Here is a 13017-nt window from a genome sequence, read left to right as displayed (position 1 = left end):
GGCCGCCGGTTGCGGAAGAATCAGGCCGCGTCGCGCGGCATGTACGGCGCGTCGCCGGTGTCGTGATCGGTCGCGTCGCGAACCGCGGTCACACCCGGCGCCTTTTCCATCAGCGTCTTTTCGATGCCCTGCTTCAGCGTGACGTCGACCAGACCACACCCGTGGCAGCCGCCGCCGAAGCGCAACACGACGACGCCCTCGGCCGTCACTTCCTGCACGCTGACGTGGCCGCGATGCTGGGCGAGCTGCGGGTTGACCTCCTGCTCGACGACCCAGCGCACGCGCTCGACCAGCGATGCGGCTTCCGGCGGTGCCTCGCCCTTGATCTTGGGCGCGCGGATCTGCAGCTGGCCGCCAGTGGCACGGCTTTCGTAGTCGATCTCGGCACCATCGAGGTACGGCACGCTCGGCGCATCGAGCCACAACGTGAAGCCCTCGCAATCGATCGCCCACTCGTCGCCCTGCAGATCGTCGCTGCCGGCGAACTCCAGACGCACATCGGCGCGCGGGGTACCGGCATGCACGGCCGACAGCCGCACGCCCAGACCCGGCAGCGTCTCGCGCTCGATCAGCTTGCGGAAATGCGTCTGCGCGGTTTCGGAGATGTTGATCATGCGGCGTATTCTAGCGGCCCCGCGCCCGTGCACACGCCGGTCGCCGTCTGCCGCATGAACGGCCCTCGACAGGAGATTCCACGATGTCCGACCTTGTTTCCCTCAGCGATGCGCACTGCGTTCCCCGGCGCGGCGACGAACACCGCCTGCCCGAAGCACGTGTGCGTGAACTGCTGCCGCAGTTGGCCGGCTGGACGCTTGCCGAAGACGGCCAGGCGCTGACCCGCACCTTCCGTTTCGACGACTACCACCGCACGATGGCCTTCGTGAACGCGCTGGCGTTCGTCGCCCATCGCGAAGACCACCACCCCGATCTCGGCGTGCACTACGACCGTGTCGAAGTCCGCTATTCGACCCACGATGTCGGCGGCCTCAGCGAGAACGACTTCATCTGCGCGGCCAAGGCCGACCAGCTGGTCGCATGAGCGCGCGCAGCGCAGGCCTCGCGCTGCTCGCATGCGTCTCGACGGCGGGCGCCAATCCACCATCGGTGATGGACGCTTTCACTGCCTACGGCGCCGGCGATCCGGCCCGCTGCGCCGACGTGCTGCTGGCGATCGAAGCCGCCGGCGAGCCGCTGCCCGGCGGGGCCGCCCTGCTGCCGGCCGAGTGCCTGTCGGCCGCCGGCCGCTTCGATGAGGCCTTCGCCTATCTGCATCGACAGGTACCGCAGGGTCGCATCCCGTTCGACGAACTGACCGGAAAGTCGCGCCCCGGGCTCGATGCCCTGCGCCTGCAGCCCGGCTGGACGACGCTGCAGGCCGAGGCGCGTGTCCAGGAGACGGCACTGGCGGGCAAGCGCGACGCGCCCCTCCGTGAAGAACTCCTGCGACGTGCCGAAGTGGACCAGGACGCCAGGCGCGCGGTGTTCCGCAGCGACGGCACGGTCGACGCCCGTGCACAGGCGCGGATGGCGGACGTGGACCGTGACAACACCACCTGGCTCAAGCAGGTACTCGAAACGGCCGGATGGCCTGACAGCGAACGGGTGGGCGTCGACGGCGCCCAGGCCGCCTGGATGCTGGTGCAGCACGCCGACCACGATCCGGCGTTCCAGCGACTCGCACTGGCGCGGATGCAGCCTGCGGTCGAAGCCGGCCGCGCCGACCGCAGCCACTTCGCACTGCTGACCGATCGCGTCCGGGTCGCCGATGGGCAGGCACAGGTCTACGGCACCCAGTTCGAAACCGGCGAGGACGGCGTCATGCGCCTGCGTCCGGTCGAAGACATGGGCGGGCTCGATGCACGTCGCGCGGCGATGCACCTGCCCCCGATGGCCGACTACCGGCAGATGCTGCGCGAGGGCTACGGCCGCGAAGTGGACTGAACGCCCGCCCTGCCCGGCTCAGCGGAGACGGTCGAGCGCCTCGCGCAGATCGTCGGCCAGCGGCGCGTTGAGGACGTAGGCCTCGCCGTCGTCGAGAGTGAACTCCAGCGACGCCGCATGCAGGAACAGGCGCTTGAGTCCGATCTGCTCGCGCATGCGCTTGTTGACCTCGCCGTCGCCGTACTTGTCGTCGCCGGCGACCGGATGACCGATGTGCTGGGCATGGACACGGATCTGGTGGGTGCGGCCGGTTTCGATCCGGACCTCGCAATAGGACTGGCCACCGCGCCGCTCCAGCACGCCGAAATGGCTCAGCGAGACCTTGCCCTGCGGGTTGACCTGCACGTGACGCTCGCCCCCCTGGCGCAGGCCGACGTGCAGCGGGGCATCGACGCTCATCGTGCCGTCGGGCATGCGTCCGGACAGCAGCGTCAGGTAGCGCTTGCGGATGCCGGCGCCATGGTCCTCGCGCAGCAGGGCCTGCAACTGGGTCAACGCCGACCGCTTCTTGGCCAGCACCATCAAGCCCGAAGTGTCCCGGTCGAGGCGGTGGACCAGTTCCAGCGACTGGTTCGGCCGCAGCGCCCGCAGGGTCTCGATGACCCCGAAGCTGATGCCGCTGCCCCCGTGGCTGGCCACGCCGGACGGCTTGCTGATCGCCAGCAGGCGGGCGTCCTCGAACACGATGCTGGTGTCCATCGCAGCCAGCAGACCCTTCGAGGGCGTGCCGGCTTCGCCCGGTGTCTCCAGCCGGACGGGCGGAATGCGGACCTCGTCGCCGGCGTCGAGCTTGCGCTCAGGCTTGGCGCGCCCCCCATTCACACGGACCTGCCCGCTGCGAACGATCTTGTAGATGATCGACCGCGGCGCGCCCTTGAGCTGGCCGAGCAGGAAATTGTCGAGCCGTTGGCCGTCACGATCATCCGGAACCCGGACCAGTCGTACGCCGCCGGTGTTGCCGGAACCGTTGTCAGTCATCGTCGCTTATTTATCTGTTACACTCGGGCCGCGATCTAAGGTGCTGATTTCTTTGGAAGAACCCGGGCCGAAAGCCCCCTTTCAAAGGCTCCCGGACAGTGCGCGGCCACCGCCCCAGGGGCGGCCATGTTAGCGGCTGTTCGGCAGTACCGGCCATCGCCCGATGCCTGGCATCGGAGCTGAACACGTCCCGCGAGGCGTGCGCGACCGTCCATGGGACGTTTCGCGCGCCGCCCGCGGCCCGCAACACCCCAGGAAACAACGAGCGCTCCCGCGGCCCGCCGTGGTGTCGTAGCGCTGGAAAAACCGGTTCGTCGCTGCGCGTGCGCGGCGGCATCAGGCCTCATCCAGGCGAAACGCCCCGGCGTTCCGCGCGCAAGAGCGCGCTAAGGAACGTCCACCATGAAGCGCATGCTGATCAACGCGACGCAGGCAGAAGAACTGCGCGTCGCCATCGTTGATGGTCAGAACCTGTACGACATCGATATCGAACAGCCGTCCAGGGAACAGAAGAAGTCCAACATCTACAAGGGCCGGATCACCCGCATCGAGCCCTCGCTCGAGGCCGCGTTCGTCGAATACGGTGCCGCCCGCCACGGCTTCCTGCCGCTGAAGGAAGTCTCCCGCGACTACTTCCAGGCCGGTGCCGACCCGAACAAGGGCGTCATCAAGGAACTCCTGCGCGAAGGCCAGGAAGTCGTGGTCCAGGTCGACAAGGAAGAGCGCGGCAACAAGGGCGCTGCCCTGACCACGTTCATCTCGCTGGCCGGCCGCTACATGGTGCTGATGCCCAATTCGCCGACCGCCGGTGGCGTGTCGCGCCGGATCGAGGGCGAAGACCGCGCCGAGCTGAAGAAGGCGATGGACGCGCTCGACATCCCTGACGAGATGGGCGTGATCATCCGCACTGCCGGTGTCGGCCGTGACGCTGAAGAGCTGCAGTGGGATCTCGACTACCTGCTGAGCATCTGGCGCGCGATCGCCGAAGCCGCGCTGAGCAAGCCCTCGCCGTTCCTGATCTACCAGGAATCGCGTCTGATCACCCGCGCACTGCGCGACTACATGCGCGCCGATATCGCCGAGATCCTCGTCGATACGCCGGAGATGTACGCCGAGGCGAAGGAATTCGTCGAGCAGGTGATGCCGCACAACCTGCGCAAGCTCAAGCACTACACCGACGATGTGCCGCTGTTCAACCGCTACCAGATCGAGTCGCAGATCGAGAGCGCCTACGAGCGCACCGTGCGTCTGCCGTCCGGCGGCGCGCTGGTCATCGACCAGACCGAAGCCCTGACCGCGATCGACGTCAACTCCGCCCGCGCTACCAAGGGCGGCGACATCGAGGAGACCGCGTTCAACACCAACCTGGAAGCGGCCGAGGAAGTGGCCCGCCAGCTGCGCCTGCGCGACCTCGGCGGCTTGGTGGTGATCGACTTCATCGACATGTCGTCGAACAAGCACCAGCGCGACGTCGAGAACAAGCTGCAGAACGCGCTCAAGTACGACCGCGCCCGCGTCCAGCAGAACAAGATCTCGAAGTTCGGCCTGCTGGAGATGAGCCGTCAGCGCCTGCGTGCGTCGCTGGGCGAGTCGAGCCAGATCGTCTGCCCGCGCTGCGAAGGCCATGGCCGTATGCGCAGCATCGAGTCGCTGTCGCTGTCGATCATCCGCGTCGCCGAAGAGCACGCGATGAAGGACAACACCGGACAGGTGCTGGTGCAGGCCCCGGTCGAGATCGCGAACTACCTGCTCAACGAAAAGCGCAGCGCGCTCGAGGAAATCGAGAAGCGCCACGACGCACCGATCATCATCGTCGCCGATGAGCAGTTGCACACGCCGCACTACGAGGTCTCGCGCATCCGCGAGAACGAACTCGGTGAGGAAACCGCCCGCCCGAGCTACCAGCGCGGCACGCCGCGTCGCGTCGCGACGATCGCACTGAGCAAGAACAACCTCAACGTGCCGCCGCCCGCCGTGACCAACGTGCGTCCGACGCAGCCCGCGCCGGTCCGCGAGCCGAGGCCCGAGGTTGCCGCACCGGTCGCCGCGCCGGCACCGGCGCCGCAGCCTGCTCCCGTACCAGCCGCCGCCGCAGCCGCGGCCGCCGGTGGCGGTTTCATGGGGTGGATCCGCACCCTGTTCGCAGCGCCTGCTGCACCCGCACCTGCTGCACCGGCCCGCCCCCAGGGCGAGCGTCCGGCACGCGACGGCAGCCCGCGCGGTGAGAACCGCGGCGAGCGTGGTGGTCGCAACAATGGCCAGCGTCGCGATCGTCGTGGCAACCGTCAGACCCAGGGTGCAGCGGAGGCCAAGCCGGCCACGCCCGCGGCGCAGCCGGTCCGTGAGGACGCAGCGCGCGAGCCGAAGCGTGAGCAGGCCGCGACCGCAGATGCAGGCGCGCGCAAGGAGCGTCAGCAGGAACGTCGCCAGCGGCAGAAGCAGCGTGGCCAGCGTCCGAAGCAGGAAGGCGAGGCACTCGACGTGCAGGCAGGCAGTGCAGCTGCCGCGCCGGCCGCAGCAGCCGCGGTGACGCTGGATGCCCCCCGGACCACGCCTGCAGAGGTCGAGCACAAGGCGCCAGCAGCAGGATCCACTGCCGCATCCGGGCCCGATGCAAACCCGTCCACCGAGGCAGCTCACGTCACGCAGCAGCATGCGGCGCCGTCGGTCCAGGTCGCGGAGGCGGACGTTGCGGACACCGACGAAGTCGAGGTCGATGCCAACGGTGACGCGGTCGGCGACGAGGATGGTGGCAACGGACGCCGACGTCGTGGCCGTCGCGGTGGTCGCCGCCGTCGCCGCGGCAAGGCCGGTGACACCGCCAACGGTGAAGAGAATCCGCTGGACGCCGACGATGCCGGCGACGAGGACACGGCGGTCGCCAACGGACACGGCCAGCCGGAGTTCGACTTCGACGACCTGCCCGCCCCCGTCGAGCCCCAGCGCCAGCGCCACATCGATGCGGACACCAGCCGTCCGGCAGTCGCTGCAGCGACCGTGGCAGTGGCGGCATCCGCTGTCGACACGCCTCGCAGCGACACGCCCGTTTCAGCGCCGGCCCAGCCGCGTGAGGACGTCGTTTCCGGATCGGCATTCGAACGCACGGCATCGGCCGTCGAGACGGAGATCGCGACCCAGCCTGCGGTCGAGACCGCACCCGTTGCGATCCAGGCACCGGACGAAGGTTCGACTGTGCAGACCGACGCCCCCGCGCCTGTCACCGTGAAGCCGCAGGCGCAGGCGGAGGCGCAGACTCCGGATGTCCAGCCTGATGCCGCGACTGACGCGATCGAGGCGGCGACCCGGGCCCAGCCCACCGTCGTCACCACTGCGATCGAAAGCGGGCACGCAACGCCGGTCGAAGCAGAGGCGACGGAAGCACCCCAGCCTTCGCCCACGCCTGCCGCCGCGCAGACGCCGGTCACGCAGAGCCTGTTCGACGCGCCTGCGCACCGCGTCGAGCCTGCTGTCGACACGCCGTCCGCTGAGCCCGAGACCACTGGCGTCGCACCTGGCGACACCGCGCTGGCCACCCGTGACGAAGCGGCGCCTGCGGACGTGATCGATGCCGACACGGCGCCGGTCGAGCCGGCCGCACCCGTTGTCGACGAAGAGGCGGATACGGAAGTTGCATCGGAGACTGAGGTCGATCCGCAACGGACACGTCCGCAGGACGTCTGATCGGCGCACCCGGCATCTGCTTCTGGGAAAACCCCGGCCTCGGCCGGGGTTTTCTTTTGGGGGTCATCGCAAACGCTGCTGCAGCGCCCGGATACGGACTGAGCCTCCCGCGCGCACCGCGGACCGCATGTGCGAGCCATGGTTGCCACATCCGCCTGGCAGATGCCGCAACAAGTGCAATCGGGTCACCGCGGGGCGGCTGTGGCCGCCCCTGGCTGAGCCCGGTTTTGTGCAGCAGGAATTTCCGGAAGATTGACCACGACGCCTGGCACGAGCGGCACAGCCGCTCGCCCCAGGCGATCGCTACACCGCGAGTTCCGGTGGCGCCACGCCGTACTGGCGGGACAGTCGCGCCAGGGCGATCGTGTCCTTGATCTGCAGTTTTTCGAACAGGCGCGACTTGTGCGTGTTCACCGTCTTGGCACTGAGGCTCAGGCGACGCGCGATGTCTTCCTGCCGCAGGCCCTGCAGCAGCAGCATGGCCACTTCCATCTCGCGGGGCGACAACGCATCGAACGGCGTTTCGTTCCCGCCGATACCCGACAGGGCGAGGTTCTGCGCGATGTTGCTGGCCAGATAACGGCGGCCGCGCGCGACGTCGCGCACTGCGCGGACGAGTTCGGCGGCATCGCCTCCCTTGCCCACGTAGCCTGAGGCGCCCGCTTCGATCATCCGGCGCGGCATCGGGCCGTCCTCGAGAATGGACACCACGATCACCCGCGTCTCCGGCTGCCCGCGAACGACGCGCTCGGTGACCTCGAGCCCGCTGACGCCGGGCAGGTGCAGGTCGCACAGCACGATATCGGGCTTGAGCTTGCGGATCAGCGGTAGCGCGGTCTCGCCACTGTCGGCCTCTCCGACCACCTCGATATCCGCTTCTCCGGCGAGGATCATGCGCATGCCGGTGCGGACGAGTGCATGGTCATCGACCATGAACACACGAATCGTCATCCCTGCTCCCTCCCGATATCCTTTCCCCTGTATCCGAGGCTACGCTGCGTCTGCAACGGATCGCAAGTCGGAAAATGCTGAGCACGCGGTCATCCCGCAGCCTGCGTCTACGTCATCCGGTCACTGGGCCCTGTGTCATCGCGTACCGGATGTCGTCGACCATCCTGTCGACGGGCTGATCGTACTGGAAAGCGAGCTTCAGCCGGCCATCGGGGCCAATGAGGTAGTTCACCATCGTGTGGTCCATCGCGTACGACGAGCTCGTCGGCACCTGGCGATAGGTCACGCGGAACGACTGCGCGGCAAGCCGCGTCTGCATGTCGTCACCGCGCAAGGCGATGATGTCGCCGCCGAACGCACCGACGTACTGCGCGAGGATTTCGCCGGTGTCGCGCGCCGGGTCCACGGTGACGAAGACGATCTGCAACTGCTCACCGTCCTCCCCGAGCGCACGTCGGATCTGCGAAGCCTTCAGCAGACTGGTCGGACAGACTTCCGGGCAATGCGTGTAGCCGAACGACAGCAGTACGTAACGCCCGCGGAAATCACCGAGTCCGCGCGGCTGGCCCTGTGCGTCCTCGAGATCGAGGCTGCGGCCGTAGGAGACGCCCGTCAGATCGGTGCCCGTGTACGGGCCGGCCGGCGGCGCGCTGCAGCCAGCGAGCAGCAGAAAAGACACGGCAATGGCGGCGAGGCGGAAGGACACGGTCGGACAGTCAGTCGAAGTCACGGGCGCGGGATTCGCACGTACCAAGTCTAGCGATGCCTCGCTGAAGGTCCGCCGCGACCGAACGTCGCAGCGCGCTTTCAGAGCGTCTGCAAGCGCTCGATCGCCGCAGCCAGCGTCGCGTCGTTCTTGGCGAAACACAGCCGCGCCAGGCGCTGTCCGGCAGGCGGCGCCGCATAGAACGGCGACAGCGGAATCGCGGCGACGCCCTTCTCGATCGTCAGCCAGCGACAGAATTCGGCGTCGTCGAGATCGCTGACCGCCGAATAGTCGACCAGCTGGAAATAACCGCCCGGCACCGGCAGGCACTGCAGCCGCGTGGTGGCGAGCTGCGCGGCGAAGGCGTCGCGCTTGGCCTGGTAGAAGGCACCGAGCTGCTCGTAGTGTTCCGGTTCTTCGCGCAGCATCTCCGCGAACGCATGCTGCGCCGGCGCAAAGGTGCAGAACACGTTGTACTGGTGCACCTTGCGAAACTCCGCGCTCAGCGCAGGCGGCGCGATGCAGTAGCCGAGCTTCCAGCCGGTGCAGTGGTAGGTCTTGCCGAAGCTCGACACGACGAATGCGCGCTCGCGCAGTTCCGGCCAGCGCAGCGCCGACTCGTGGCGTGCGCCGTCGAACACGATGTGCTCGTAGACCTCGTCCGACAGCAGATAGATGCCCGTATCGCGCAGCAGCTCGGCGATCGCCTGCATGTCGGCCGCGCCGAACATCGCGCCGGACGGATTGTGCGGACTGTTGACGATCAGCATCCGCGTCTTCGACGTGACCGCATCGCGCACGCGCTGCCAGTCGGGCGCGAACGTCACCGGATCCAGCGGGACGTGCACGGCCACCGCGCCGGCCAGCTCGATCGCCGGCTCGTAGCTGTCGTAGGCGGGGTCGAGAACGATGACCTCCTCGCCTGCGCGCACCACAGCGTGGATCGCGTTGAAGAGGGCTTCGGTGGCGCCGCTGGTGACAGTGATCTCCGCATCGGCGTCGGGCAGATGCCCGTAGACGCGTTCGGTCTTCTCCGCGATCGCCTGGCGCAGCGCCGGGATGCCCGTCATCGGCGCATACTGGTTGTGCCCGGCACGCATCGCCGCGGCAAGTGCGTCCACCAGGCGTTGCGGCACGTCGAAATCGGGAAAGCCCTGCCCGAGGTTGACGGCGCCGTGTTCGGCCGCCAGTTGCGACATCACGGTGAAGATCGTGGTGCCGACCTTGGGGAGCTTGGTCCGGATCATCGCCTGGATTCCGTTGGCAATCTGGGGGGCCACGAGTGTACGGACGGGAACCACAGGGATAAACCGCCGCCAATGAACCACCAGCATCCCATCGACGACACCCGGCTGGTCGCGCTGCTGCATGCCTATCTCGATGCCCGGTATCGCTGGCAGCACCGGGACGACTGGCACGACATCGTGATCGGCCTGCCGACGCCGGGTCTGGACCTGCGGTATCCCGACGCCCCGGGCTACGGGTGCCTGTCGGCCTGGAACCCGATGTCCGAGATGCGCGCGTCCACCGAGAACCGCCGCGCCGATCGCGCGCTGGAGGCCGAACTCCGAGCGCTTGGACTGCCGCACATGCCCGCGTTCGCCAGCGCCTCCGACCGCAGCTGGCGCGAGCCGAGCTGGATCGTGTTCGGCATGGAGGCCGGCGCGTTCGACGACATGGCGCGTCGTTACGGCCAGCTCGGCACGCTGTGGTGGCCGCGCGAGACGCCGGTACGGTTGCGCATGGATGCGGCGCGTCCGGTCGGCCTGGAAGGCGACCAGCACGTCGACTGGTTGCGCTGACGCAAACCGCGTCGCTGCGGATAGGATGGCCGCGCGACCGAAGGGGTCGCGCCCGTGGGCCCATCGCTGCCGCATGTCCGAGTCCGCTTCCGTCCCGCCACTGCTCGCCGCCCGCGGTCTGTGCTTCCTGCGCGACGCGCGACCGGTGTTCGGACCGCTCGATTTCGACGTCGCTGCTGGCGAGGCCCTGCTGGTGCAGGGCGGCAACGGTGCCGGCAAGACCACGCTGCTTCGCGTGCTGGCCGGCCTTCTCGAAGCAGATGGCGGCACGGTCGAGGTCGGCGGCGCCCCGGTCGCCCGCGCGATGCGCGCCGGCACGATGGCGTATCTGGGCCATCTACCTGGTCTGAAGGCCGATCTCGACGCGATCGAGAACCTGGAGTTCCTCGCGCGCCTGCAGGGCTGCCGCGCCAGCCAGACCGCCGAACGCGCGCTCGCTCTGGTCGGACTGGCCGGGCATGCGCATCTGCTGGTGCGGCAGATGTCGGCCGGGCAGAAGAAACGACTCTCGCTGGCGCGGTTGTGGATGTCGCCGGCACCGCTGTGGCTGCTCGACGAGCCTTACGCCAATCTCGATCTGCAGGGCATCGAACTGGTCAACCGCATGGTCCGCGCCCAGCTCGAAGACGGCGGCGCGGCGCTGGTGACCACGCACGGCGCCTACGCCGCGCCGGCGGTGCGCACCCGCGAACTGGTGCTGGACGCGGCCGCATGAGCGCGCACCCGACCCTGCCCGGCAGCGCGTCCGCGCTGATCGCCCGCGACCTGCGTCTGCTGTGGCGCAGGCGCGGCGATGCCCTGCAGCCGGCGCTGTTCGCATTGCTGGTCGTGGTGCTGTTCGCGCTGGCGCTGGGCAACGAACCCGGGACGCTGCGCGCCGTGGCGCCCGGCGTGTTGTGGGTCGCGGCGCTGCTCGCGGGCCTGCTCGCGCTCGACACCCTGTTCCGCGGCGATGCGGAGGATGGCTCGCTCGAACAATGGATGCTCAGCCCCGTGCCGCTGGCCTGGCTGGTGCTGGTACGCACGGCCGTGCACTGGGCGACGACGACCCTGCCGCTGCTGGTCGCCACCCCGCTGCTGGCCGAACTGCTGGGCCTGCCGCGCGCCCAGCTGCCGGTGCTGCTGGCCGGTCTCGCGCTCGGCACGCCACTGCTGAGCCTGCTCGGCGCGGTGGTCGCCGCGCTGACCATCGGCATGCGCCGTTCCGGTATCCTGCTGGCACTGCTTGCCCTGCCCCTGTACGTTCCGGTGCTGGTGTTCGGTGCCGGCAGCGTCGCGATCGCGGCGCAGGGGCATGATCCATCCGGCGGGCTGTTGCTGCTCGCCGCGGGCCTTGCCGCCGCGCTCGTGCTGGCACCCGTCGCTGCGGCGACCGCCATCCGCATCGCACTCAATTGACCGGCCCCGCGACGGGTCTGGAGGGCCCCGTCGCCGACGTGCAATCCGTCCCGCAACGCCGCGCCACGCCCGCGACCGCATGCCCGCCATGCGCGCTCCGAGACCGCAAGCCAGCGACCCGCACGCCTAAATGAACTCTGTCCTCCTCTGGTTCCATCAACTCGGTTCGCCCCCCACCTTCGACCGCTTCGCGCGGCGCTGGGCGCCGTGGGGGTTCGGCCTCGGCCTGGCGACGATGGCGGTCGGCCTATACGGCGCGCTGTACGTGGTGCCCGCCGATTACCAACAGGGCGACAGCTTCCGCATCCTCTACATCCATGTGCCGAGCGCGTGGATGAGCCTGGCCGTGTTTGCGGCGATGGCGATCTACGCCGCGATCGCACTCGTCTGGCGGATCAAGCTCTGCGAAATCCTGGCGATGGCCTGCGCGCCGATCGGCGCCGCGTTCACCGTGATCACGCTCGCGACCGGTTCGATCTGGGGCCGGCCGATGTGGGGCACCTGGTGGGACTGGGATCCGCGCCTGACCACCGAACTGATTCTGCTGTTCCTGTATCTGGGCGTGATCGGGCTCTACCACGCGATCGAAGACCGCCGCACCGCCGCGCGCGCGGCCGGACTGCTGGCGATCGTCGGCGTCGTCCTGCTGCCGGTGATCCGCTACTCGGTGGTGTGGTGGGATTCGCTCCACCAGGGCCAGACGATCCGCGTGTTCGGCGAGTCGAGCATCGACGGCAGCATGCTGTGGCCGCTGCTGTGGATGGTGGTCGGCACCAAGTTCTGGTTCGTCGGCTCGCTGCTGGCGCGCGCACGCGCCGACAACCTGCGCCGCGAAGCGGGCAAGGACTGGGTGCGGGCGCTGGCCGCGCCGACCGGAGATCGCGCATGACCTATATCGAATACGTCGTCGCCGCCTATGCGGTGTTCGCCGCCGTGCTGGCCTGGGATTTCGTCGCGCCGCGCATCCGCACCGCGCAGCTGCTGCGCGCGGTGCGCCTCGTGGCGGCGCGTCGCGCCGCGGCGACGACGGTGGCCGCCGATGACGCCGCGGAGCTGACCCGATGAATCCGGTCCGCCGCCGCCGTCTGCTGTTCGTCGTCGCGATCGTCGCGGCCAGCGCGCTGTCGATGACGCTGATCGCGTTCGCCCTGCAGCGCAACGTGTCCTATCTGTACACACCGCACGAGGTGCTGGGCGGCATCGCCGGCGCCGCGGTGTCGTCGGGCGAGGCGCGGTTCCGGCTCGGTGGCATGGTCGCCGGTGGTTCGTTCTCGCGCGCCGAAGGCTCGATGGAAGCGCGCTTCCGCGTGACCGATGGCGATGCCGAACTGCCGGTGCGTTACACCGGGCTGCTGCCCGACCTGTTCCGCGAACACCAGGCGGTGATCGCGACCGGGCGCATGGATGGCGACACCTTCCTTGCGGAACAGGTGCTCGCGCGCCACGACGAGACCTATGTGCCGAAGGAGGTCGCCGACAAGATGGGCCTTGCGCACGACAAGCACGGCATCGTGACGCCGGCCGACGCGGACGCCGCGCAGTGATCGAAGTCGTGCGTGG

14 protein-coding genes are annotated in these 13017 nt (G+C 68.8%); 9 read left to right on the top strand and 5 right to left on the bottom strand.

All coding sequences use genetic code 11. The features are described 5' to 3' along the window. Positions 1-20 precede the first annotated feature (20 nt). A complete protein-coding gene (locus AC3A4E_RS08145; RefSeq protein ID WP_487630997.1) occupies positions 21-614 on the bottom strand; it encodes an NfuA family Fe-S biogenesis protein in 594 nt (197 codons plus the stop codon). 83 nt (positions 615-697) lie between these two features. Here AC3A4E_RS08145 and AC3A4E_RS08140 point away from each other — a divergent pair, with 83 nt between their 5' ends. Then, a complete protein-coding gene (locus AC3A4E_RS08140) occupies positions 698-1039 on the top strand; it encodes a 4a-hydroxytetrahydrobiopterin dehydratase (protein ID WP_487630996.1) in 342 nt (113 codons plus the stop codon). Then, entirely contained in the window at positions 1036-1941 is a 906-nt protein-coding gene (locus AC3A4E_RS08135) for a DUF6624 domain-containing protein (RefSeq protein WP_487630995.1), read from the top strand. The genes AC3A4E_RS08140 and AC3A4E_RS08135 overlap by 4 nt, the downstream gene beginning before the upstream one ends. Positions 1942-1959: 18 nt before the next feature. Here the strand turns inward: AC3A4E_RS08135 and AC3A4E_RS08130 are convergent, their stop codons facing one another. Further along, complete coding sequence (locus AC3A4E_RS08130) at positions 1960-2919, bottom strand: RluA family pseudouridine synthase (protein ID WP_487630994.1); 960 nt, start codon at positions 2917-2919, stop codon at positions 1960-1962. A gap of 402 nt (positions 2920-3321) precedes the next feature. On the opposite strand from AC3A4E_RS08130, the gene AC3A4E_RS08125 reads away from it, so the two are divergent. Next, positions 3322-6600, top strand: coding sequence for an Rne/Rng family ribonuclease (locus tag AC3A4E_RS08125; RefSeq protein WP_487630993.1), 3279 nt, complete (start codon positions 3322-3324; stop codon positions 6598-6600). A 303-nt stretch (positions 6601-6903) separates the two neighbouring features. Here the strand turns inward: AC3A4E_RS08125 and AC3A4E_RS08120 are convergent, their stop codons facing one another. The 3 genes from AC3A4E_RS08120 to AC3A4E_RS08110 all read right to left on the bottom strand — a co-directional run bounded on the left by AC3A4E_RS08120 (position 6904) and on the right by AC3A4E_RS08110 (position 9504). Next, positions 6904-7551, bottom strand: a complete 648-nt coding sequence (locus AC3A4E_RS08120; protein ID WP_487630992.1) for a response regulator — start codon at positions 7549-7551, stop codon at positions 6904-6906. 112 nt (positions 7552-7663) lie between these two features. Next, a complete protein-coding gene (locus AC3A4E_RS08115; RefSeq protein WP_487630991.1) occupies positions 7664-8230 on the bottom strand; it encodes an SCO family protein in 567 nt (188 codons plus the stop codon). A gap of 128 nt (positions 8231-8358) precedes the next feature. After that, a complete protein-coding gene (locus AC3A4E_RS08110) occupies positions 8359-9504 on the bottom strand; it encodes a pyridoxal phosphate-dependent aminotransferase (protein ID WP_487630990.1) in 1146 nt (381 codons plus the stop codon). Positions 9505-9576: 72 nt separating this feature from the next. On the opposite strand from AC3A4E_RS08110, the gene AC3A4E_RS08105 reads away from it, so the two are divergent. The 6 genes from AC3A4E_RS08105 to ccmE all read left to right on the top strand — a co-directional run bounded on the left by AC3A4E_RS08105 (position 9577) and on the right by ccmE (position 13001). Continuing rightward, a complete protein-coding gene (locus AC3A4E_RS08105; RefSeq protein ID WP_487630989.1) occupies positions 9577-10059 on the top strand; it encodes a DUF3293 domain-containing protein in 483 nt (160 codons plus the stop codon). 73 nt (positions 10060-10132) lie between these two features. After that, positions 10133-10774, top strand: a complete 642-nt coding sequence (gene ccmA, locus AC3A4E_RS08100) for a heme ABC exporter ATP-binding protein CcmA (RefSeq protein WP_487630988.1) — start codon at positions 10133-10135, stop codon at positions 10772-10774. Further along, entirely contained in the window at positions 10771-11457 is a 687-nt protein-coding gene (gene ccmB, locus AC3A4E_RS08095) for a heme exporter protein CcmB (RefSeq protein ID WP_487630987.1), read from the top strand. Before ccmA ends, ccmB begins: the two co-directional genes overlap by 4 nt. A gap of 130 nt (positions 11458-11587) precedes the next feature. Next, entirely contained in the window at positions 11588-12346 is a 759-nt protein-coding gene (locus tag AC3A4E_RS08090) for a heme ABC transporter permease (protein WP_487630986.1), read from the top strand. Continuing rightward, on the top strand, positions 12343-12522 hold the full coding sequence (ccmD, locus tag AC3A4E_RS08085; RefSeq protein WP_487630985.1) for a heme exporter protein CcmD: 180 nt from the start codon (positions 12343-12345) through the stop codon (positions 12520-12522). Before AC3A4E_RS08090 ends, ccmD begins: the two co-directional genes overlap by 4 nt. Beyond that, on the top strand, positions 12519-13001 hold the full coding sequence (ccmE, locus tag AC3A4E_RS08080; RefSeq protein WP_487630984.1) for a cytochrome c maturation protein CcmE: 483 nt from the start codon (positions 12519-12521) through the stop codon (positions 12999-13001). The genes ccmD and ccmE overlap by 4 nt, the downstream gene beginning before the upstream one ends. Positions 13002-13017 lie beyond the last annotated feature (16 nt).

The sequence above is a fragment of the Luteimonas sp. Soil_N_1 genome, assembly GCF_057656255.1.
Note: the sequence above shows the minus strand (reverse complement) of the source record. Positions and strands in the feature narration are given on the sequence as shown.